The organism is Chitinophaga sp., assembly GCF_039596135.1.
Lineage (GTDB): Bacteria > Bacteroidota > Bacteroidia > Chitinophagales > Chitinophagaceae > Chitinophaga.
On sequence record NZ_JBCNKH010000042.1, the window covers coordinates 23,630 to 46,698 of the forward strand.

Sequence of the window (23,069 nt, forward strand, 5' to 3'; positions counted from 1 at the left end):
AGTTCACTGGCATGATCCTAATTCAATGGGCATGCTTTGCCAGCTCACTGGTATGATCTAATGCTGCAGGGTTCGTACCACCCAGGTGCCCGGGAATAACATACCGGGCATCCGGAAATGCCTTTTTCACCCGTTCGATACTCGCCGGCCAGTCTGCCAGGCTGGCTTCTTTAATATACCCTATTTCCTCTGTTTCCAGGCTTTTTACAAAACATCCGCCAAAGAGTACTTTGTCACGTCCAAACCAGATCACAATATTGTCTTTGGTATGCCCTTTCCCGGGGTAAAAGGCCTGGAATTTATATCCCCCGATATTGAAAGTCGTATCCTTCCTGAAAGTATAGGCTGCTTTCGGCTCTTTATATTCCTCACAGAGTTCGTATGTCAATTGAGTAGAGTACGTTTTAATCCCCATCCTTTTGTACACATCAAATCCTCCGGCCCGGTCGCCATGATGATGGGTGGCAATCACCATCAATACCGGCTGGTGATGCCTGAGTAGAATACTGTCATTCAGCGGTCTGATCTGGGTTGTATCCCAGGGAGTATCGATAATGACCGCGCCTTTGCCTGTTACCAGGTACATACCGGTAGCCGGGTACTGTTCACCGTCGTTTTCATGCCAGGTGACGTAAGTATACAGGTTACCGCTGAGGTGTTGGATGGTAAGGCCTTTTTGTGCGAACGCACAGCACGGCAACAGGGAGATAATGATGAGGATGAATCTTTTCATGGGACTGCAAATGTAGTTTATTTGTTTGTTAACGTCTCATTAACTCGTTTGTGAGAATAGATAGTCTACTTTTAACATCTGTAGTATCATTAATTCGTTTGTCATGGATAAACAAGCTATCTCAGAACTCGCTGCCGGTGCCGTTAGTGCACTTAGTGCTAATCTGAATACAGGTGGCGCAATGGAAACTCCTTTGTCAAGATGGATTAGCAGCAGATTATCTGCAACGATTATAGCCGCGCTTCGTAAATCTCCGACAGATCCTGCCTTACTGCAAGATGCAGAACAGGAATTAGTGGCCTTGTTAACAGCGCAGCCTGCGTTGATTCAGCAGTTAGCCGGCCTGATGCGGATGTCGCACAATGGTATTGTGATGCCACAGGATGGCAAAATATAATTTTCTTATCTAACAGCACAAGATGTCGTTACCTTCTCTATTAACTGCTGCTCCTATCGAAACCCTGTTTGAAGGAAGGAGAACTGACCTGGATGCGATCAATACCTTTGCGGGTGTTGCGAATCGGGTAGTATGTATCAGCGGTGTGACGGGTATCGGTAAAACGGCTTTATTGAAGCAGTTTTTCAATGCAGCCATCCGGCGGCACAATATTATGGGGCAGCTGCATTATCAGCATGCGTTGTGGCTGGAAAATGATTTTAGGGCGCTGATGGATAAGTGGCAATTGGCCAGTGTACATGATGTGTTGGTAAAGCTGGCAAATATGGGAGGTGATAAGTTGCTGTGTATGGACAATGCACCTGCTGATCCTGTACAACTGGCTTACCTTACTGAACATAAATGGACGGTGATAGTGACTTCACGGGAGCGGATAGTAGAAACAATTCCGTATGAGTTGCAGGAAGTGAGTATCGATGATGCCATCCGGATTTTTGCCTTGTATAATGGGCTGGATCCTGATTCATTGAATATTTATGAAACAGAGATGGTTAGTGATATTGCCTGTCGTTTATTACAACATACGTTGGCGCTGGAAATTACGGGGAAGTGTGCGGGGGCGAAAGGGTGGAGTCTGCAGGAGATTAACCGGGTATTAAAGGAAAATGGGTTTAATGTACCCCGGCTGGCAGATATTAGCCGGCAGTTGACAGATGCAAAAGTAAAGGATATATATGCACAACTGGCTACGATTTTTCCTGTAGGAGTTGAAACGGCTATTTGTATTAAATAATGATGCAGGCTTGATAGGCATTTGGAGTGATGGCCTTTACCTGTTTGATAGTAAATAATAATACAGGCTTGATAAGCTTTTGAAGTGATAGCTTTACCTGTTTGGTTGGCAATTAGTATTAAATAATAATACAGGATTGATAAGCTTTTGGAGTAATACCTTCTATCTGTTTGAATACCCTTACAAAATAATTCACATCACTGAATCCACATTGTTTACTCACAGTATTTACATTTTGCGAGGGCTGCGACAGTAATTGTTTCGCAAGTTTTACTCTTTCCCTGTTAATATATTCCAAAGGCGTAATACCGAATTGTTCGCGGAACCATTTAAAGAAGAGATTACGGCTCAGGTAGGCTTTGCGGCTAAGGGCGTCTACGGCGATTTTTTCTGTAAGGTGTTCCTGTATATAGTGTAGTACGTATTGCAGCCGGTTCTGGTTGTTCGAGCTATGTATCGAGGCATGGGCCTGTTCCAGGTGCTGGCTTTGAATAAGACGAATCAGCAGTTCTTTCAGGTGCAGGTCTGCGTAGATATTTTTGGCTTTATCACCGCTGCTGCATACGTTGATAAGCTTATTGATAAGGGCAGTGATGTCGTCGTCGTTTTCGAAGTGGTATTTGTTGAAGGTGAGTTCCCAGTGGGTCTTATCTTCACCTATGTTGTAATAGGAGTGAAGGTATTCGATGGTATCTTTGAGGTAGGCATCGTCTACGGCGAGGGCAATGCATTGTGTAGGATTGTCCAGGCTGGCTTCCGGAAAGTCGATGATCATGGTCTCGTTAGGAGGTACGATCACGGTTTCGCCGGGTAGGTAGTGGAACGAGGGCCGGTCCATGAGGTGCATCACTTTATGACCGCGTACCATAGAGGTGATGACGAGGTCGTGGAAGGTGAGGGGCACGTGTTGAGCCTGCTCATAGCTTTCGAAGATGTTTAGCTCACAATTTTTGAGATTAAAGATCCTTCTGTTTTCTATCAAAGTCTGGAGCTCGCGCGACGAGGAAAGTGCAACGTGGTTTAAATGATTTTTAACCTGCATGACAAAATCATTTTTGTTATTACTATAAGTAAGATAAGATTTATTTTCCGGAAGAATTTGTTAAACCTGTTTTTGGGGGGATGAGCAATTTCGGTTTCAGCAGTTATGTTTTTCTATCCAAATGCAGCAATTTCGATTTCAGCAGTTATGTCTTTCCCGCCTGAAGGCAGCAATTTCGTCTTCATCAGTAAATTTAAGGTACGATCGTGCTATAAATAAGTACAAAAATCTTCTTATCTGAGTTTCACATACCTGATATTAGCAATATTAATTCACGAAATAAATTCCACCGTATGAGCAACACAGTCGCCGTGGCTCCCACACCAAACGTGGCAGAACGCCCAACCTTTAAATCGAAATACGATCATTTTATCAATGGTGAATGGGTCGCACCGTCGGGCGGAGAATACTTCGACAATATTTCTCCGATAGATGGCAAGCCCTTTACCCAGGCAGCCCGTGGCAATGCCCAGGATATTGACAAAGCTATCGACGCAGCACATAAAGCATTTGAAACCTGGGGCAAAACTGCCGCAGCCTATCGCAGTAATTTATTGCTTAAGATCGCCCAGATCGTTGAAGACAATCTCGACTACCTGGCCATCGTAGAAACTATCGACAATGGTAAACCCATCCGTGAAACCAAAGCTGCTGATCTGCCACTGGTAGTGGATCATTTCCGCTACTTTGCCGGTGTAATCAGGAGTGAAGAAGGTACCGTCAGTGAACATGATGACACAACTGTAAGTCTCAACCTGCATGAACCAATCGGTGTAGTAGGGCAAATCATCCCCTGGAATTTCCCACTCCTGATGGCTGCCTGGAAAATAGCCCCCGCATTGGCTGCAGGTTGCTGTGTAGTGGTAAAACCAGCAGAACAGACACCTACCAGCATCATGGTCCTGATGGAATTGATCGGACATGTGCTGCCAAAAGGAGTATTGAATGTCGTGACCGGTTTTGGGGTAGAAGCAGGTAAACCGCTGGCCTCTTCTCCAAAAATAAACAAGGTGGCCTTTACAGGGGAAACCACCACCGGACGCCTGATCATGCAATATGCTTCAGAAAACCTGATTCCTGTGACGATGGAACTGGGTGGCAAGAGTCCGAACATCTTCTTTGAAAGTGTGATGGATGCAGATGATGAGTTCCTGGATAAAGCTGTTGAAGGTGCGGTGATGTTTGCACTGAACCAGGGTGAAGTATGTACCTGCCCCAGCCGCATTCTGGTGCACGAGCATATCTATGATGCCTTTATCAAAAGAGTGGTAGAACGTACCAGGGCAATTAAGATGGGTAATCCGCTGGATCCGACTGTTATGATGGGCGCCCAGGCCAGTGAAGACCAGTATCAGAAGATACTGAGCTACCTGGATATTGGCAAAAAGGAAGGAGCGGAAGTGCTGGTAGGTGGCGATGTTTTTAAACAGAACAGTGGTTTGGAAAACGGGTATTACATACAGCCTACTTTGCTGAGAGGTACTAATAAAATGCGGGTATTCCAGGAAGAAATTTTCGGACCGGTAAGTTGTGTGACGACTTTCAAAACAACAGAAGAGGCGATTGCGATCGCCAATGATTCATTATACGGATTAGGAGCGGGTGTATGGACCCGTGATGCACATGAGCTGTACCAGGTGCCAAGAGCCATACAGGCGGGTCGTGTTTGGGTAAACTGTTACCATGCTTATCCGGCACATGCACCGTTCGGAGGTTACAAGAAGTCTGGTTTTGGTCGTGAAACGCATAAGATGATGCTGAATCACTACCGTCAGACCAAAAATATGCTCATATCTTATAGCAAGCAAAAGCTAGGATTTTTCTAAATGGGATCATGTGGACAGGAGGGCTGCTGCCCATTAGGGTAGCAGCCTCAAATTTTTATCGTTATGATAGCAAGGATTTTAGCCTCGCCGGCCGCGATAGAACTGATTGAAAGGCTCAGGGCACAACATGGCCCTTTGATGTTTCACCTGAGCGGGGGATGCTGCGATGGCTCCCAGCCTATGTGCTTTCCGGATGGAGAGTTTAAGGTAGGGCAATCAGATGTATTATTGGGCAAGGTAGCAGGTTGTAATTTTTATATGAGTGCGGACCAGTTTGGATACTGGAAACATACGCAGTTGACACTGGATGTCATTCCGGGAAGGGGGAGTAGTTTTTCGTTGGAGATACCATTGGGGGTTAGGTTTCATATCCGGTCGCGGGTATTTACAGAGGAGGAAATAAAGGCGCTGGCGAACTGATTTCATTGCTGGTTGGGAGAGCTGGATTTCGTTTCCCATCCGGTTATGGGTATTTACAGAGGAGGAAATAAAGGCGCTGGCCAATTGATTTCATTTCTTATTGGGAGAGTAGGATTTCGTTTCCCATCCGGTCATGGGTATTACAAAGTAAGAGATAAAGGTACCGACCAACTGATTTCATTTTGCATTGTTCGTTTTATACAACATTACGCCGGTGGCTGCTAATAGGGTGAACCCGGCATTAAATGCGATATGAGTCGGGTAAGACATTTTACCTAAGATACCTCCACAGGAGCAGGGGATGTTTGTATAGAAGAAGTACAGCGTACCCAGGTACAGGGTAAACAGTAGCATGACGAAGAAAGAGAGGAACAGGCCGGATTTGCGGGTGGTGGTAAAACTGAGTAAGGCTACGATGAGAAATTCTACACCCAGTACAGCTGGACCTAGTAATTGTTTATCATATTTCACTAATAGGGGAGACTTGCTCATATCGGCGAGGAAGAGGTTATAGTCCATTGCTTTTACAACAGCGGCGTACATGAAGAGCAAGCCAAGGAGACCTACGATGGCAAATATTGGGTATTCTTTTTTCATAATTCGTTTCTTTCATTTTCTTTCATCAATCAGACAATTTAAAGCGTAAGATGTTTCTCTCATAAGCGGCGATAAGTGTATCTCCGCATTTGGCTAATTGCAATACCGGTTTATTTTGGAATCCGGGCAGGCGGAAGCTGCCGGCATATTTTCCGTTGTTGATATTATAAACATCTACAGCAGGCCCTCTATAGCCACTTTGGATAGCATCCTGGGAGAGCACATAAGAGAGCACGTAGAGATGGTTGGCATCTGCAGTAGCAGTAGAGTTGATGATGATCGCTTTTGGCGAGCGGGCATAGATATTACCAGTAGGAACGGCAATATTGATAGGTGGTGACTGGTCGATGGTTTGAAAAGAGAAAACAGCGTTTTTTGATACATCATATTTTACAATACCCGAATTATAAAATGGAATGTAAAACTGGTACCGGGCATCATTTACAAAGAACCCATCAGCAGATAACCCTCCATCTTCAAAGTGCGTGAATTCCTGGATAGTACTATCTTTAAAATGGAGTTGAGTACCGTGTCTTGTTAAAAATCCCCCAATCCTCAAACTGTCAAGTTTCTTAACAGACGGTTGGTAAACTGTAATATGCTCCTGCGTTTCATCAAACAAATAGAAGGCTTTGCTATCATCAGAGATCTCTATCCTTGTAACAATAGGTAATGCTTTTATCCCGTCATTAAAAAACGTATCCAGCTGATGCTGTAACGTATTATACCGAAAGATTGCTTTTTGACTATATACATACCCGTATATGTTATCACCCGCAGCCCGCATAATACTCACTCTGCCAGGAAACACAATTGTATCCAGTGTTTTCAACTGGTAATGATCATACACCCGGCTCACATCCGAAACAATTCTATCCGGTTCGGCACCGCGGACCAGTATGTACATGATGATAAACGCACTGCAAAAGAGTGCAGATAGTATCCAGAGATTTTTTTTCATAAAAATAGGATAAGTAGTAAGAGGGTGCTGATTACACCCTCTTAACAACAGCATAGATGAGTGTGAAACGTAGATCAGGGGCAGATCTGGGTTTTGATACCCCATGCACCGGTAGAGTTACAGGTCAGGTCAGGTTCACAATGGCAGTATGCTACTCTTTTAGACTGGCCGGCCTTTACGGCAACAGCGATGGTGGTGCCTGCAGCAAGCACTAATAGAAGGAACGCTAACTTTTTCATCGTTTTCGTTTTGGGTTTTGATAATTGGTATGAGAAATGAAAAATTACAGGTCTTCTCTGGTTGACATTTTGATGAAAGGGTTATGTATAAAAGATTATAGGGTTTTGACTTTGATGACAGGGCTCACAGTGCGTTTACAGTATATTGAAGCTAATAAAGTTTTTTGAGAGTAACAATATTTTTTGTGAGTATTATTTTTTACGTGAATCAAAAATGTTTTTGCTCGAAACGCGTTATATTTAATAGAGTAAATCAGCTACTCACCAGACTGAGCGGGCATTTGAGCCGGATCCCCGTTCCATTATTTACACAGAATTTCCTGAATCTGGAATTATTGAGCAGACAGAGCACTAGATAAATTACTGAATATTAATTAGTTGTCTTAATTGGCATGTGCTATGCATTAACTATAGTACATAGCGTTTTTCATAAACTTTCTAGGAGATCATACGCAGCATTTGGACTATCAGCCTTCAGCTTGCCAGCAGGCTGTAACCCTTTTGAGGTGATTATGGTCTCCTGTTTTTTTTCCTTAAATTGTGTGGTCCTTTCCCCCTGTCACTTAAAAAATCTTTAAGTCATGAATACTTATGGTGTATTGATACTGGGTGCGGGAAATTCATCCCGCCTGGGAGAGCCAAAGCAACTCCTGCGCTACCAGGGCAGGAGCCTGATCCGGCACATGGGTGAGGAGGCGATAGCAGCAGTGGATGCACCGGTAATGGTTGTGACCGGGGCTAATGCGGACCTTGTGGAAGAAGCCCTGCGTGAGCTCCCCATCGAAGTTGTGGAGAATGATCATTGGGAGGAAGGTATGGGTAGTTCTATCGGTATCGGCGTGTCAGAACTGCAACTGTTGCATCCGGAACTCTCCAGTATTATTATCATGGTTTGTGACCAGCCTTTTGTAAATGCCAGTTTGCTCAAAAAGTTAATTCAACACCAGAAAGTGACAGGGAAGGGGATTGTGGGGGCCAGTTATGAAAATACGATTGGTACGCCCGTTCTATTTGGCAGTTCTTATTTTCCGGCTTTAAAGGAACTGCAAGGTCCGGAAGGTGTCAAACAGATTTTACGGCATTCAACGGGGGATATTGCCATCGTGTCATTCCCTTTGGGAGCATTGGATATCGATACAGCGGATGACTACCGGCAATTATTAAAACGATAGCTAAAGTAACGTTCCTTTGGGTATACAGCCTATCGATCAGGCAAATGACTACCGGCAATTATTAAAATGGATAGCTAAAGTAACGTTCCTTTGGGTACACAGCCTATCGATCAGACAAATGACTACCGGCAATTATTAAAACGATAGCTAAAGTAACATTCCCTTTGGGTATACAACCTATCGATCTGGCAAACGACTACCAGCAATTATTAAAACGATAGATAAACATGAGAACCATTTGTTTCCTCTTTGCATTCTTTTGCCTCCAACACCTAAACGCCCAAACCATCCAGGTCACCGGTGAAGTCACCAAAAAACTAAACCTCACCAAAGACGACCTTGCAAAGATGAACAGAACCACCGTCACCGCCAAAGACAAAGAAGGCAAGGATCACACCTACAAAGGCGTGCCCATAACCGAAATCCTGACCCAGGCTGGCGTGACCACCGGCCCCCAGCTGCGGGGCGAAAACCTTTCCAAATACTTATTAGTTACCTGCGCAGACGGATACGCAGTCGTATTCTCCCTGGCAGAACTGGATGCTGCCTTTACTGACCGGGTAGTCATCCTCGCCGACGAAAGTGACGGCCAACCCCTGCCCGTCGACAAAGGCCCCTGGCGCATCGTCGTACCCGGTGAAAAAAAACCAGCAAGAAGTTGCTACAGAGTAACCACCCTAAATGTGGGTTTTGCAAAATAATAACTGGATTACCAATCACTTATTACCTGAATATACCTTTTTCAACCGCCCATCCCCCAAAGGTGGGTGGTTTAGATACTATTATTCCCTACCCTGATACTATCCTCTCATATTTGCTAAATCGAATAACTAAAAATCTGTTAATATTTGTTAATTTTTAATATTAGTGGTTGCTAATGCAAATAATATAATATATTGAAAAGTAACTATTTGGGTTAATATTTAATAGATAGTTAGCTTGTTAACAATGATTTTGGGGACAAGAAGTAGTACTATTTTGCTTGTTTTGAATGGAAGAGGTTGTAACTTTGCGTCGCTTTTCTGAATGAACGAAATGTGGAGACTGATGGAAAAGTAACAGGCGGCGATCTACCCCTGTTATTATATTATAATCAAACACGTTTACTGATTAACTAACGATAGCCTCGTTAAAAAGGGGCCCGGCAATTTATTGCCTGGAAAAATTGAATGTTAATTTAAACAGATAAAAACTCATGAAGATGAAAGTTTTATTCCTGATGGGCCTTCTTGGTGCTGCGTTTTTCCAGGTAAATGCGCAGTCTCTGTTGAACAATCCGATTGGCGAAAAATTGAGCAGTGGTGTACTGGAAGAAACCTATTTATCAAAAAAGATTTCTGCATTTAACAAGGTACGTGCTGACTATCCTAATAGCGATACCGGTTTGAATACAGCTTTGTATGATCAGGCCAGATATTCTATTACTATGAGCATGGCAGAAGCACAACAGCCTGCGAAAGTGAAGGAAATGATTAAGTCCATGACCTCCAAAGGCTACAAGAATGCAGCAACTACAGGTGCTGCTGTGAAACTGGCTGATGCAGGTATGTACGACGATGCCCTGGCGCTTTTGAAGCCGAACATCGACACTATGGAGTTCATTCAGAAACAAGGTGATTCACAGGCGTTTACCCCTGAATTTATTGCTAACTATACCAATTATACTATTGCAAAAGCTAAGGTGCTGAACAAAAAAGGTTCGTACAGGGAAGCGCTCGAACTGGTAAAACCGCTGTATGAGCAGCATGATCCCAGTTCCTTCAGCCGTGTACAGGAACCTTATATCATTGCCCTCTCCGGCCTGGGTAAGAAAGCTGAAGCTTTCGAGCTGATCAAGCATGCTATGCTGAAATCTTCCAGCACCGTAGCACTGAGAGAACAGGCAAAGGAAATCTACCTGGACCTGTATGGTAACGAAGGTGACTATGCGATGTTCGTAGATTCTACCAGCACTGTGGCTAAGCGCCGCATGAAGGAGTCTATCGCTTCCAAGCTGATGGAAAGACCTGCTCCTGATTTCGTGCTCACCGATGTAAAAGGTCGTGAAGTATCTCTGAATAGTTTCAAAGGTAAAGTAGTGATGCTGGACTTCTGGTCTACCTGGTGTACGCCTTGTAAGAAATCCTTCCCTGTAATGCAGAAAGTGTTCAACAAGTTCAGACACGATACCAGCGTTGTATTCCTGTTCGTTCATAGCTTCGAAACAGAAAAAGATCCTAAAAAGGCAACTTCTGAAGCTGCTAAGTACATGATGGAAAATAACTATCCTTTCAGAGCCCTGATGGACCTGAGAAGTACTACTGATAGCCGCGTGGCAAAACTGTTTGAAGTAAATGGTCTGCCTTCCAAATTTATTATCGATGGTAAGGGTAATATTCGATTCTCACTGAGCGACCTGGATGAGGATGATGATGTAGAAGCAGAAGAAATTGTACAGATGATTGGTATGGCAGAAAAGGGAATGCAAAGCGTACTATAAGATTTGAATAAGTAGTTTGATTGTAAAGGAGGACCGTCTCAGTTTTGAGACGGTCTTTTATTTTTGTTAATATTGACAAATGGTGAACATTGTATCGTTGCATTTGTACATCTTACAGTTTTAATACCGTGGGCATGGTAATTGTGCATTTCCGACAATTATAAATCAACTACTCCATGTTAACTATTTCCAAATACCTGGGTGCAGATGCCGCCTCCCTGCTAGACCACATCTGCGGAAAAATCACTGCGCAGGATATTGTCCACCCCGGCAACTGGCAGCAGATTTTTATTGAAAGCAACCGGCCTGCCCCCGTGCTCAATAGCCTGGCCCGGATTTATGGCCATGGCCGATTGGCCAATACGGGATATGTAAGCATACTCCCCGTAGACCAGGGCATCGAGCATACAGCAGCCTATTCGTTTTATAAGAATCCCATTTACTTTGATCCGGAGAATATTGTGAAACTGGCGCTGGAAGCAGGGTGTAATGCCGTGGCTTCTACCATCGGCGCACTGGGCCTGCATGCACGTAAGTACGCCCACAAGATCCCTTACATCGTGAAGCTGAATCACAATGAGCTGTTGACCTATCCCACCAAGTACGATCAGATCCTTTTCGGAGGTGTACGGGAAGCCTGGAATATGGGAGCGGCAGCTGTAGGCGCCACTATCTACTTCGGTTCTGAACAGGGTGACCGGCAGATTGAGGAAATTGCTGCCGCGTTTGAGGAAGCACATGCTTTGGGTATGGCCACCATTCTTTGGTGTTATACCCGGAATGCTGCATTTAAAACCCCGGAAAGAGATTATCATACCGCCGCTGACCTCACTGGTCAGGCGAATCATATTGGTGTTACTATTCAGGCAGATATTATCAAACAAAAGTTACCGGATACCAACTATGGGTTCAGAGACCTGAAGTTCGGTGTATACAACGAGGATATGTATAATGCGCTGACAACAGCGCACCCGATAGATCTGTGCCGGTTCCAGGTGGCTAACTGCTATATGGGCAAAATTGGGTTGATTAATTCTGGTGGTGGATCTGCCGGTGAGTCTGATATAGCAGAAGCGATTAAGACGGCTGTTATTAATAAACGTGCAGGAGGTACGGGACTGATTATGGGACGGAAAGCTTTTCAACGGCCCTTTGCAGAGGGAGTGGAGTTAATCCGGAACGTACAGGATGTATACCTGGATGAGACGATCACGATCGCCTGACTTACCGGGAAGTACCCAGACAAGTCAATCACGATCGCCTGACTTATCAGGAAACATACCTAAACACATCCATCTCAACTACCTGTTTTTACAAACCGAAACCATGCGTACGATTTACGACCGTTCTTCACTAACCGATCTGGCTTTTTCCAACAGCAAGGAATTTCTCACAGTATCCCCCAAAGGAAACTATGCAGCTGGCACCATTTCAGGTTGTAATACCCGCAAATACCACGGACTGGTAGTTACCCTCCAGCCGCAGCTGGATGAAGACCATCACATACTGCTGGCAAGCCTGGATGAAACCATCATTGACGGTGACACCTCTTTTGACCTGGGTATTCATAAATACCCCAACGTGTATGCACCTGACGGCCCCCGGTATATGACATCCTTCACACCATTGCCGGTACCCCGCTGGACCTATGAATGCGGTAATGCCGAACTATCGAAAGAGTTACAAATGGATGATGAAGGAAGTCTTACCATCAGGTATACCCTTACCAAAGGAAACAACCCCGTTATTTTACGCCTGCACCCTTTACTGGCTTTCAGAAACATGCACTGGATACGCAGGGCCAATGAACAGGCAGATAAAACCGTGCACTATGTAAATAACGGCATCCGCATACAGCTCTATCCCCAATATTCATCCCTCTTTTTGCAAATGACCGGTGATGCCGTATTCAAAGAAGCCGGCTACTGGTACTACAATATAGAATACCCCATAGAACGGGAACGCGGATACGAATACCAGGAAGACCTGTATGGCCCCGGTTATTTTGAAGTTACCTTACAACCTGGCCAATCCGTAATTTTCTCCGGTGCCATCACCGAGCGCCAGCAACTGGTATGCAGGGAGCCGAAACCCGTACCACAAACTACGAAAGAATACCTGTTGCACGCTGCCTCACAGTTTATCATTCATACACCAGGAGGCTTAAGCATCAAAGCAGGTTATTACTGGTTTGGCAGCTGGGGCAGAGACACCTGTATTTCGCTGCCCGGGCTGACATTCCTGGCCGGAAATGCCCCCGCCTTTACAAGTATCCTGTCCCTGCTGCGCGTGCTCTTAAAAGACGGCTTATTGCCCAACACAGGCAACCTGCGGGATGATAGCAAGTATGCCACCGTCGATGCCGCTATGTGGTTCGTATGGGCCATACAGCAGTATGCCATTCACGAGATTGGCGCCGCTGCCGTATGGAACCTATACGGCGATATGCTCAAAGATATCCTGTACCATTACCGGTATGGTACGGCATTCAACATTCACATGGAACCAGATGGCCTGATCAGTGCAGCTTATCCCGGCAAAGCGCTGACATGGATGGATGCCGTGATGACTAATACCCCCATTACCCCAAGACCCGGAAAACCTGTTGAAGTCAACGCCCTCTGGTACAATGCCGTTTGCTTTTGTGTGAATGCCGCCCGGGATGCAGGCGATAGTACCTTTGTAGAAGAATGGAGTGGATTCCCTGCACTGATTGCAACTGGTTTTGTAAACTGCTTTTGGGATGATAGCCGCCGGTACCTGGCAGATGTAGTACATGAAAATGTAGCTGACTGGTCTGTAAGACCCAATCAGATCTTTGCTGTAGCCTTACCCTATTCACCTTTGGATGAGGCGCAACAGCAAGCCGTAGTCGCTATTGTAAAAAGAGATTTATTAACCCCGAGAGGATTGCGTACCCTGGCTCCCCAGGATCCCAATTATGTCGGGCATTATGGTGGCAGCCAGCTGGAGCGTGACCACGCCTATCACCAGGGAACTGTCTGGCCCTGGCTGCTGGGGCACTATGCCGCTGCCGTTTTAAAAACAGAAGGGGCGGCCGGCAAACCCGCATTACAGGAATTATTTAACAACGTAGAAACTGCACTCGAAGAGTGTTGCCTGTACTCCATTTCCGAAGTGTACCAGGGCGATGCCCCGCATGCAGCGGGAGGTACTGTGGCCCAGGCATGGAGTGTGGCGGAATTTATCCGTTTTGAAAGGCTGCTTTCCGCTTCCTGACAACTATCATTTTTACCTTTGACCGTACTCATTGCCGGGCGGTGTTTATATGCGAACCTTTGTGTATAAACCCTCCTTGTTATGTACACCGATGTTTATCAGCCTTCGCCACCAAATAATGTCGCAATTGCGGATATCTTCCACCACATAGCTGCCTGTTACAGGTATATGGGTAAGGACCATTACGATCAGGTACAGGCTTATGACCGCGCGGCTACCTGCCTGCGCAGACTGCCTGTAGATATTGAAGTGTTCAGAACCCGCCTCCGGGAAGTGACTGGCCTGACAGATGTGATCAGGGGTGAAATTACAGAATACCTGGAAGCTGGTTGTATTCAACACTACCAGCGCTTTAAAAATAAAGTTCCCCTGGAGCTGCTGGACCTCCTGGAAATAAAGGGTTTCGGACCTTCTATTGTAAAATTACTGCATGAAACCTGCGGGATTCAGAACAGGGACCAACTCATCACCGCACTGCAATATGGCCGGCTGGATGATGTAGGAGAAATCAGTCCTGCCAAACTCGATCTGCTCAAACGTAGTTTCAAATTACATAAAAATTCCACCAATCGTTTACTGCTTTGGGATGCTATGCTGCAGGGCAATGAAATACTGCGTGTACTGCGCCTCGTCAAAGGGGTGGCACATGCTGAAATAGCCGGTAGCCTGCGCCGTGGTTGTGAAACGATCGGCGATCTGGACATGGTATTGCAGGTGGAAGAACCCGACCGCGAACAGGTAACGGCGCAGATTGTGCAGTTGCCACACGTTGAAAACGTAGTACTATATGGCAGAAACAGAATCTGTGTAGTACTCTACAATCATACACAACTAGACATCAGGATGGCCGGTGCTACAGCCTTTGGGGCAAGCTGGCTGTATTATACAGGTAGTCGCGAGCACCTGCTCCACCTGAGTGATCTGGCAGAACAAAAAGGTTTTACGCTTTCACCCGAAGGGCTGTTTGACACCATGGGGAACCATATAGCCGGGGCCAGCGAAGAAAGTATTTACCAGCACCTGGACATTGCCTTTATTCCTGCGGAACTGCGGGAGAGCGGCAAAGAAATTCGCCGGGCTGCACGTTTTATGTTGCCAAACCTGCTGGCACATCACCAGGTGAAAGGCGACCTGCGCATGCATGTGGATGAGCACCTGCACGACAGCATTGCGACCACTGCCCACTACGTCATGAATGCCTTTCCACATTATGAATACATTGTAGCGGCTGCACACGGCGATACACAGGATAAGAAAGGATTAGCTGCATGGATCAGCAATATAGACCGCATTAATGAACAGATAGGATTTCCCTTCCTGAAGAAAGGTCTCACCGTAGAAATTTTGCAGGATGGAACGCCTGCGCTGCCCGCTTCCCTGTTGCAACAATTTGACTGGGTGACCGGTATCGTACTGAAAGATACCGACAAAGAAATCACCCAGCGCCTGCTCACCGCCTGTGAGCATCCATTTATCCACTGCATCGGCAATCCATCTAACAGGATCATTGGTAAGAAGAAACCTTCTACCGTGAACTGGGAACTGCTGTTTGAAAAAGCGGCTGCCACCAGCACCGCGCTGGAAATAAATGCGCAGCCCTGCCGGATGGACCTGCGTGATGAATGGGTGCGGCGGGCAGTAGAGAAAAAAGTATACCTGGCTATAGGCAGTTGTGCCGCTATTATGCGCCAGGTGGACTATATGCAGCTGGGGGTTACACTGGCCAGGAGAGGCTGGTGCAAATGCGAAAATATTCTGAATACCATGCATTGGGATGCTATCGAAGAATTCAAGCTATCCCGTGAAAATGCATTATCGCTCACAAATATAAAACACGTGTGATATGAAAACGATTTTATTGGTGCTGAACGGTCCAAACATCGCAAACACCATTGCTTTTGGCTGTTATCTGTCAGGTATTACCAGGGCCAGACTGGTTGGGGTATTCCTGTGTGATAAGATCAGTGAAACGACTTCTGCACTGAAACAGATGTATGGTTTTACCTATGTAGAATCCATACTGGCCGAAGACCTGCCGGAACGCACCCATGAGAGAATGGAACAACAGATTGGCCTGTTCAAGGAAACCTGCCGCAAGAAAGGGATCAATGCCACTATGTATTCTAATCAACGGGTTACTTTAAAAGAAGTACTGTCAGAAAGCCGCTTTGTAGACCTGATCGTAACAGACAGTGTGTTCAATACAGATCAGTCCAGGGAAGGCCTGCCTGACAATATGCTGAGAATATTGCTGGCCGGTGCCGAATGTCCTGTGCTGATCACCCCTTACAAACCTACACCTATCGAAGAGATTGTATTCTGCTATGACGGTAGTGAAGAATCTTTCTTTGCCATGAAGCAGCTGGTGTACCTGCTGCCGGAACTGGATGAAGTGAAAGCGACGGTGCTGGAAGTAAACAGCGGACAAGCCATTGAAGAGAATGAACAGCTGCAGGTGTCCGACTGGTTGAGCAGGCATTATAGCTATACAGAGTTTGTAATTGTCAATGGTAAACCGGCAGAAGAATTATTCCATTACCTGGCGCCTAAAAAGAATACACTGGTAGTGATGGGTGCTTATGGCAGGAGTATCCTTTCCCGTTTCTTCCAGGAAAGCAAGGCAGATAAGCTGATTCAACGCCTGTCATTCCCGTTATTTATTACACACCATTAAGAAAATACGAAAAGCATTATTATTTTAGTGAAATGAATAATGATGTCACCCGTTTTTCCCGCAGGCGTTTTCTCAAATCAGGCAGTGGATTAGTGGCCGGGTTAATGATTCCGGCACCCGTGAAAGGCTTGTTTGCCAAAGAGAAGGCGAGTATCAGCGTGGATGTGAATGAGATCAGGGGCATAGTGGCCCCGGAAATATACGGACAGTTTATAGAGCACCTGGGCAGGGCTATTTATGGAGGTATCTTTGATGAATCCAACAACAGTTTTCGCAAAGATGTACTGGAAAAAGTGAAGCCACTCAAAGCCCCCCTGATGCGCTATCCCGGTGGTACGGTGACAAAGATTTATCACTGGAAAGACGGGATCGGACCCGTAGATAAGCGGCCTGTGAGGCGCAACCTGATATGGGGCGGGGAAGACAGCAATCATTTTGGTACGGACGAATTTATGCAATATAGCGCTGAAATAGGCGCAGCACCATTCCTCACGGTAAATATGAATACCGGTACAGCAGAGGAGGCGTCAGACTGGGTGGAGTATTGCAATGCTAATGGCAACAGCTACTTTGCCACCCTACGTAAAACGAATGGACATGCAGCACCCTATAAGGTTAAATACTGGGGGCTTGGAAATGAAGAAGCAGCCAAAGAGGATGCAGGGTTGTTACAAAACCCTGACGACTATATTAAAAAGGCCTGGTACTTCGCAAAGTTGATGAAATTGCAGGACCCGGAGATCAGTTTGGTACTGGTGGGGGACAATGATGAATGGAACAGGAAGGTCCTGCAGGAGATGCATCCTATCTGCGATTATATATCACTGCACCTGTATGCCGGTACACAGCCGGGCAGGCCGGCTACGTTGTTTGCTTCTATTGCTTCGATGGAGAAAAGGATTGCGGAGACAGCGAAGCTGATCAAAGAAATTGCGCCGGAAAAGGTAGAGAACTTTAATAAGTGGTACCGGTTTCCGGGCAGGCAAAAGCCAGTAAAGATAGCACTGGATGAGTGGGGGATATGGGAATCTGGTGGTACGGGTGATTATGGGCTGGAGGTGAAATATAACTGGAACCATGCGCTGGGTGTGGCTACGTTCTTTAATATTTTTCACAGGCATGCAGATGTGATTGGTATGGCTACCTGGGCACAGACGGTGAATGTGCTGGCGCCGGTGATGACGGATAAGGAGAGGGTGTATTGCCAGACTATTTATTATCCGATGGTGATGTATAGGAAATTGTGTGGGGGAAAGAGTGTGGGCGTGAAGGTAGAGGGGCCTGTAAATGATGGAATTTCTTCTCTCGATGTTTCTGCTACGATTGATGACGGTGTATTAACGATTGCGGTTGTGAACAGGGACCCTAAGCAGGATATTGATATTGCATTGAATAAGAATGGGAACTGGAAAGTATATGTGTTGAATGCGCCGGGGATAGAGGTGGAGAATACGTTTGAGAAGGATGTAGTGTCACATAAAGAAACTACTTTTAAAGGCGGTAATTATATAGCTCCGGCACACAGCATTTCCTTCCTGCAAATAAAATTATAAGCTGGCCGCAGGCCTACGCAAAAACCTTTAACGAAAACACTTTTGCCGTCGGCAAAAGTGTTTTCGTTAAAGGTTTATTCAATTTAATATCAAATTATATCAATCCAGATCCGGATCGGTATCCAACACCTGTACTCTCCCCACCTGTCCATCTTCCAGCCTTACCTTGATCCCTCTCGAATGAAAAGCCGCCGATGTCAGCAAATCCTGTACAATCCCATAAGTAATTTTCCCACTCCGCTGGTCTTTCTTGAGAATAATACCCACTTCCAACCCCGGATAAATGTCTTTTCTATATTGTCCTTCTGATTTCATAAAATAAAATTAAATCCTTTGTCCGGATTTTCCATTCCCCCGTGTCATTAAGCAAATAAAACCCACACAATATGGAAAATCGTATCGTATCGCATGCTGAATGGGTCGAAGCCCGCAAAGCCTTCCTGGCCAGAGAAAAAGAATATACCCACCTGGGCGATCAGCTGGCAAAGGAGCGGCAGGCGCTCCCCTGGGAAAAAGTAACAACAAACTATGTATTCGACGGCCCCAACGGTAAAGTTACCCTCTCAGACCTGTTTGAAGGTCGTAGCCAGCTCCTGCTCCAGCATTTTATGATGGGACCGGACTGGAAAGAAGGCTGTGTTGGTTGTTCTTTTATGGCGGACCATGTACCCGGAACACTGCCGCACCTGAACAACCACGATGTTTCATTTGCCGCCGTATCCAGGGCTCCGATAGCCGCCATTGAAGCCTTCAGAAAACGGATGGGCTGGAATTTTACATGGGTGTCTTCCGGTGAGAACAGCTTTAATTTTGACTACCATGTATCATTTAAAAAAGAGGATACCGTATATTACAATTACGAGAACAGTAAATTTGGGGGTGAGGAATTGCCGGGTATCAGTGTTTTTTACAAGGATGAAAGCGGGCAGATCTTTCATACCTATTCCTCTTATGCAAGGGGTAACGAAAACCTGTTGGGCACTTATGTGATCCTGGACCTCATGCCTAAGGGCCGGAACGAAGAGAATGGCCTGCAGGACTGGGTACGGCATCATGATAAATACGAGGTAGTGAGCGAACATAAATGCTGTCACTGATGAAGTGTAATTGCCGCCCCGCCCGTATGCTACTGCCAGGCATACTGCTCTTATTAATCCCCAAGTGCCCCCTTTGCCTGGCTGCCTGGATCGCCCTCGGTACCGGTATTGGTATTTCGTTTACTGTGGCTGCCTGGCTTCGCTGGGGATTGATTGCAATATGTGTTGTTTCCCTTTGTTATCTTATATTTAAAAGTACAGTTCAGTTATGGAAAAATTCATGCTCCTCATCAGGGAAGACCTGCAAAAATTGAAAGAATATACAGACAAAGACAGAAACCATGGTATAAAGGAAATGACGGAATGGGTGGAAGGGCTCGCCGTGACCGGCAACTTTATAGGCGGTGAGCCTTTATGGTCAGAGGGCCGGTATGTGACCAAAAACGAAATAGTGTCTGACGGGCCTTTCATAGAAGCGAAAGAAGGGGTAAGCGGTTATATTATGATCAGTGCAGAGAACCTGGAGCAGGCTGCCGCCCTGGCACAGACCTGCCCCATATTGCAGCGCGGGGAGCTGGAAATAGAAGTAAGACCCATCATGGTAACAGATTTCCCGAATGGCTGATCTACATAATAAAGTGCAACAGGAAATAGACCAATTGTACAAGCAACACTATGGCAAAATGGTCGCTTCCCTGTTGCGCTTTTCAAAAGAAATAGACCTGGAAACGGCAGAAGACCTGGTGCAGGATGCCTTTGCCGCTGCATTGTGCCACTGGGAGGTACAGCTGCCGGATAACCCGGCAGGCTGGATCTTCAGTGTATGCAGAAACAAGGCATTGAACAAACTGAGAGACGATAAAAAGTTCCTCCGCCTGCATCATGCACCGGAACCAGCATCGCCGGCCATGACGTTTTCTGCTGATTTCCCGGACGATGAACAACTCCGTTTACTATTTGCCTGCGCACATCCGGACCTGGCCCCAAAGGTACAGGTGGTGATTACCCTGAAATATGTTATTAACTTCAAAGTAGCAACTATCGCCAGTCTGCTGGGTATGACCATCGATGGGGTAGATAAATTATTACTGCGGGCAAGACAGAAAATAAAGGAAGAAAAGATCCTGCTCATTACACCCGCCCCCGATGCTATGCAACAACGCCTGCCCATCGTTCATAAAATAATTTATCTCATTTTTAATGAAGGCCATACTTCTGCCGAAGGGAAAACACTCTTAAGGGAGGAGTTGTGTGAAGAAGCGCTGATTCTCAATAAAGCGATTCTGGATAGCCATATGGGCAATATTGATACCTGTGCCTTATATAGTCTCATGTTGTTCAATTCGGCCCGTTTTAAGGCTCGTTTTGACGAAAATGGAGAATTAATAGACCTGGAACAGCAGGATCGTTCATTGTGGAACCAGGACCTGATCAGGCTCGGTTATTATTATTTTAATCAGTCAAAAGGTACACAGCTGTCTGCCTATCATGTGGAAGCATACATTGCCTACCTGCACAGTACGGCAACTTCTTTCGCAACGACAGACTGGAAGAAGATCGCGCAGTTATATAAACAGTTATTGCCAAATCCATTTGTAGAATTAAATTATGCCATTGCATTGTATTATGCCGGCGAGGTGGACAGTGCTTTTGAATTGCTGGCCGGCCTGCAGCGCTCCCCATTTATGAATAGTTATTACCTGCTGAATGCCACACTTGGCAAACTGTACATGCAGGAGGGCGATCATGCACAGGCCGCTGTATACTTTTCCAGGACCCTTACACAGGCAAGGTCTTCAGCAGAAGTAAATTATATCAGGAAGATGTTGTCAAAGTTAAATTTGTAGATATTATCTTTAGGGATATTACTAAGATTTATGGAAGCAATCATGGCAGCTGGTTACGTGAACAATGCAGCATTGGAAACTATTATCAAAGATGAAAACTGGAAAGGAACTCCGGTTGATGCGCGTGGACGTTTTGTAAATCTGCAGCATCCATACTCCCCATCATTTATGGAAGTCATCCGCTGGAAAATGAAAGATAACCCCTTCAAAGCGGAAAAGGAAAAACTGCGCTGGAGGCCAGACGTGCTTACAGATGCTGCCTGGCTGAATGGAGATGATGATGTGATTGCATGGCTGGGGCATTGTACCTTTTTCATTCGTATAGGCGGTGTTCGCCTGCTGACCGATCCGGTATTTGGCGATATCCTCGCTGTAAAAAGAGTCACCCCGTTTCCTGTCAACCCGATCTTATTAACCAAGCTGGATTACATCCTGCTCTCGCACGATCACCGTGATCATTGTGATAAACCTACTTTGCAAAGATTAGCGAGAAACAATCCCAAAGCCACCTATCTCGCCGGCCTGGGCATGGAGCCTTTATTGAAAGAGTTTACCGGTTCTGAGCTGATCCAGGAAGCTGGCTGGTACCAGCAATACCTTACCGGAGGTATAAAGATCACGTACGTGCCTGCACGTCACTGGGGTAAGCGGGGGGCTTTCGATACCAACCGCCGATTATGGGGGGGCTTTGTAATAGAGTCGGCTCACCGGCGCATTTACTTTGGTGGCGACAGTGGATACGATACCCATTATCAGCAGTTACAGGAAGTATTTGGTGGGTTTGATTATGCCTTGCTGGGCATTGGTGCTTTCGAGCCGGAATGGTTCATGCATCCGGTACATCAGTCGCCGGCACTGGCTATCAAAGCCACGGAAGAGCTGAATGCCAGTTATGCCATTCCTATGCATTTTGGTACCTTCGACTTGTCTGACGAGCCGCTGGACCTGCCGCTGAAAGTGTTTAAACAGATAGCTACGGAGCATGGGCTGGAAAAACGTATTAAGCCGCTCCGCATTGGGGAAGCCCTTCAATTGGTTCATATTTAAGTAATCAGAAGGGAAGTAGCGAATCCCCGGTGTTGTAAGCCGCTTTCATTTGGTTCATATTTAAGTAATCAGGGTTATAATACTGCTATCCCACCCGGGGAAAATGCCGTATCATTGAATGGTACAGGTCACAGGAGCATTTTGTTCATCCATAAACCTTTCCACTCTATGAAACTCTTAACTGTAGCACTGCTAGCCATCGGCATCCCTCTTTTTTCTTTCTGTGGTAAGCAATGGCAGGAGAAAGTCCCTGCCGCCGTCAGCGCCAAATCCATTGCCGCTGCCGAAGCTGCCGAAACATGGGAAACGGTATTAGATGGCAATTCATTTGCCAGTTACACTGCTTTTGAAGCCGCATGGAACTACCTGTATCCATGGGGCTCTGATCATAACGGTACTGCACGTATGTATGGCAGCAGTACGGATCACAACCACATTTACCTGAACAATGGTGTGCTCACCATCAAGGCGACAAAGATCACCTGGGACGAGGGCACCAGCACTTCCACTCCCCACCTGGCTATTCACTATCACTCAGGTGCTGTCAATACAAAGGAACATATACTGGTCAATGACCAGTTTCCCAACTGGGAAGTAAAATGCGATTTCCAGGTACCTACTGTTACCGGTTCCTGGCCAGCGTTCTGGCTCACCGGTGTGAACAGCTGGCCACCCGAAAGCGACATCATGGAGTTCAAGGGCAGCGCTACCAACTGGCAGAATACTTTCAGAACATCCTCCGATGTATCCAGTACTTTGACCACGGTGTCTTCGCCGGGTAGCTGGCATACTTACCGGGCATGGATTACGAAGGTAAGTGATACCAATGTAGACATTCACTACTATATAGATGGTGTATGGAAGGCTGTACACAATGCCAACTTTGTAGGCAAACCACTGTATGTGATCATTAACATGCAAATGGAAGGATCCAGTGGAACACCCGGCCCTACGGCAGATACGTACCTGTATGCAAAGAATATTTATATAGGACGAACCCGTACTTATTAAT

The 23,069-nt window shown here is 46.0% G+C and carries 23 protein-coding genes; 17 read left to right on the plus strand and 6 right to left on the minus strand.

Going from position 1 to position 23,069, the window contains the following annotated elements; translation table 11 throughout:
- Window positions 1-22: 22 nt before the first annotated feature.
- Window positions 23-733 carry a BlaB/IND/MUS family subclass B1 metallo-beta-lactamase gene (gene bla, locus ABDW16_RS21425; RefSeq protein WP_343672554.1) on the minus strand — a complete coding sequence of 237 codons (711 nt, stop codon included), beginning with the start codon at window positions 731-733 and terminating at the stop codon, window positions 23-25.
- A 103-nt stretch (window positions 734-836) separates the two neighbouring features.
- Here bla and ABDW16_RS21430 point away from each other — a divergent pair, with 103 nt between their 5' ends.
- Both ABDW16_RS21430 and ABDW16_RS21435 read left to right on the plus strand, forming a co-directional pair.
- Window positions 837-1,130 carry a hypothetical protein gene (locus ABDW16_RS21430; protein WP_343672555.1) on the plus strand — a complete coding sequence of 98 codons (294 nt, stop codon included), beginning with the start codon at window positions 837-839 and terminating at the stop codon, window positions 1,128-1,130.
- Between the two features lie 22 nt (window positions 1,131-1,152).
- Window positions 1,153-1,923, plus strand: coding sequence for a hypothetical protein (locus ABDW16_RS21435; protein ID WP_343672557.1), 771 nt, complete (start codon window positions 1,153-1,155; stop codon window positions 1,921-1,923).
- Between the two features lie 118 nt (window positions 1,924-2,041).
- Here the strand turns inward: ABDW16_RS21435 and ABDW16_RS21440 are convergent, their stop codons facing one another.
- Entirely contained in the window at window positions 2,042-2,965 is a 924-nt protein-coding gene (locus ABDW16_RS21440) for an AraC family transcriptional regulator (protein ID WP_343672559.1), read from the minus strand.
- Window positions 2,966-3,258: 293 nt separating this feature from the next.
- On the opposite strand from ABDW16_RS21440, the gene ABDW16_RS21445 reads away from it, so the two are divergent.
- Together ABDW16_RS21445 and ABDW16_RS21450 are read left to right on the plus strand one after the other, a co-directional pair.
- A complete protein-coding gene (locus ABDW16_RS21445; RefSeq protein WP_343672561.1) occupies window positions 3,259-4,791 on the plus strand; it encodes an aldehyde dehydrogenase family protein in 1,533 nt (510 codons plus the stop codon).
- 63 nt (window positions 4,792-4,854) lie between these two features.
- The gene (locus ABDW16_RS21450) at window positions 4,855-5,211 is read left to right on the plus strand and encodes a DUF779 domain-containing protein (protein ID WP_343672562.1); all 357 of its coding nucleotides are present in this window, start codon (window positions 4,855-4,857) and stop codon (window positions 5,209-5,211) included.
- A gap of 177 nt (window positions 5,212-5,388) precedes the next feature.
- Here the strand turns inward: ABDW16_RS21450 and ABDW16_RS21455 are convergent, their stop codons facing one another.
- From ABDW16_RS21455 to ABDW16_RS21465, 3 genes are all read right to left on the minus strand, one after another.
- Entirely contained in the window at window positions 5,389-5,808 is a 420-nt protein-coding gene (locus ABDW16_RS21455) for a MauE/DoxX family redox-associated membrane protein (RefSeq protein ID WP_343672564.1), read from the minus strand.
- Window positions 5,809-5,833: 25 nt separating this feature from the next.
- Window positions 5,834-6,769, minus strand: a complete 936-nt coding sequence (locus ABDW16_RS21460; RefSeq protein WP_343672565.1) for a hypothetical protein — start codon at window positions 6,767-6,769, stop codon at window positions 5,834-5,836.
- Window positions 6,770-6,843: 74 nt separating this feature from the next.
- Window positions 6,844-7,008, minus strand: a complete 165-nt coding sequence (locus ABDW16_RS21465) for a hypothetical protein (RefSeq protein WP_343672566.1) — start codon at window positions 7,006-7,008, stop codon at window positions 6,844-6,846.
- Between the two features lie 581 nt (window positions 7,009-7,589).
- Here ABDW16_RS21465 and ABDW16_RS21470 point away from each other — a divergent pair.
- The 8 genes from ABDW16_RS21470 (at window position 7,590) to ABDW16_RS21505 (ending at window position 18,126) form a co-directional block, all read left to right on the plus strand.
- Window positions 7,590-8,180, plus strand: coding sequence for a nucleotidyltransferase family protein (locus ABDW16_RS21470; RefSeq protein WP_343672567.1), 591 nt, complete (start codon window positions 7,590-7,592; stop codon window positions 8,178-8,180).
- A gap of 227 nt (window positions 8,181-8,407) precedes the next feature.
- Window positions 8,408-8,881, plus strand: a complete 474-nt coding sequence (locus ABDW16_RS21475) for a molybdopterin-dependent oxidoreductase (protein ID WP_343672568.1) — start codon at window positions 8,408-8,410, stop codon at window positions 8,879-8,881.
- A 500-nt stretch (window positions 8,882-9,381) separates the two neighbouring features.
- Window positions 9,382-10,659, plus strand: a complete 1,278-nt coding sequence (locus tag ABDW16_RS21480) for a TlpA disulfide reductase family protein (protein ID WP_343672569.1) — start codon at window positions 9,382-9,384, stop codon at window positions 10,657-10,659.
- 176 nt (window positions 10,660-10,835) lie between these two features.
- Window positions 10,836-11,882, plus strand: a complete 1,047-nt coding sequence (locus ABDW16_RS21485; RefSeq protein WP_343672570.1) for a class I fructose-bisphosphate aldolase — start codon at window positions 10,836-10,838, stop codon at window positions 11,880-11,882.
- Window positions 11,883-11,985: 103 nt separating this feature from the next.
- Window positions 11,986-13,899 carry an amylo-alpha-1,6-glucosidase gene (locus ABDW16_RS21490; RefSeq protein WP_343672571.1) on the plus strand — a complete coding sequence of 638 codons (1,914 nt, stop codon included), beginning with the start codon at window positions 11,986-11,988 and terminating at the stop codon, window positions 13,897-13,899.
- A gap of 81 nt (window positions 13,900-13,980) precedes the next feature.
- Entirely contained in the window at window positions 13,981-15,741 is a 1,761-nt protein-coding gene (locus tag ABDW16_RS21495) for a DNA polymerase III (RefSeq protein ID WP_343672572.1), read from the plus strand.
- Between the two features lies 1 nt (window position 15,742).
- Window positions 15,743-16,573: a universal stress protein gene (locus ABDW16_RS21500; protein WP_343672574.1), complete on the plus strand. Its 831-nt coding sequence runs from the start codon at window positions 15,743-15,745 to the stop codon at window positions 16,571-16,573.
- Window positions 16,574-16,605: 32 nt separating this feature from the next.
- A complete protein-coding gene (locus ABDW16_RS21505; RefSeq protein ID WP_343672576.1) occupies window positions 16,606-18,126 on the plus strand; it encodes an alpha-L-arabinofuranosidase C-terminal domain-containing protein in 1,521 nt (506 codons plus the stop codon).
- Window positions 18,127-18,225: 99 nt separating this feature from the next.
- Here the strand turns inward: ABDW16_RS21505 and ABDW16_RS21510 are convergent, their stop codons facing one another.
- Window positions 18,226-18,441 (minus strand): YwbE family protein, encoded by a 216-nt coding sequence (locus ABDW16_RS21510; RefSeq protein WP_072357996.1) that lies wholly within the window; start codon window positions 18,439-18,441, stop codon window positions 18,226-18,228.
- Between the two features lie 71 nt (window positions 18,442-18,512).
- Between ABDW16_RS21510 and ABDW16_RS21515 the strand changes: the two genes are divergently transcribed.
- From ABDW16_RS21515 to ABDW16_RS21535, 5 genes are all read left to right on the plus strand, one after another.
- Window positions 18,513-19,223: a thioredoxin family protein gene (locus ABDW16_RS21515; protein ID WP_343672584.1), complete on the plus strand. Its 711-nt coding sequence runs from the start codon at window positions 18,513-18,515 to the stop codon at window positions 19,221-19,223.
- A gap of 208 nt (window positions 19,224-19,431) precedes the next feature.
- Complete coding sequence (locus tag ABDW16_RS21520; RefSeq protein ID WP_343672586.1) at window positions 19,432-19,788, plus strand: YciI family protein; 357 nt, start codon at window positions 19,432-19,434, stop codon at window positions 19,786-19,788.
- Window positions 19,781-21,010 carry a sigma-70 family RNA polymerase sigma factor gene (locus tag ABDW16_RS21525; protein ID WP_343672588.1) on the plus strand — a complete coding sequence of 410 codons (1,230 nt, stop codon included), beginning with the start codon at window positions 19,781-19,783 and terminating at the stop codon, window positions 21,008-21,010. Before ABDW16_RS21520 ends, ABDW16_RS21525 begins: the two co-directional genes overlap by 8 nt.
- Before the next feature lie 30 nt (window positions 21,011-21,040).
- Window positions 21,041-22,057, plus strand: a complete 1,017-nt coding sequence (locus ABDW16_RS21530; protein WP_343672589.1) for an MBL fold metallo-hydrolase — start codon at window positions 21,041-21,043, stop codon at window positions 22,055-22,057.
- A 168-nt stretch (window positions 22,058-22,225) separates the two neighbouring features.
- Window positions 22,226-23,068, plus strand: coding sequence for a glycoside hydrolase (locus tag ABDW16_RS21535; protein ID WP_343672590.1), 843 nt, complete (start codon window positions 22,226-22,228; stop codon window positions 23,066-23,068).
- The last annotated feature ends 1 nt before the right edge of the window (window position 23,069 follow it).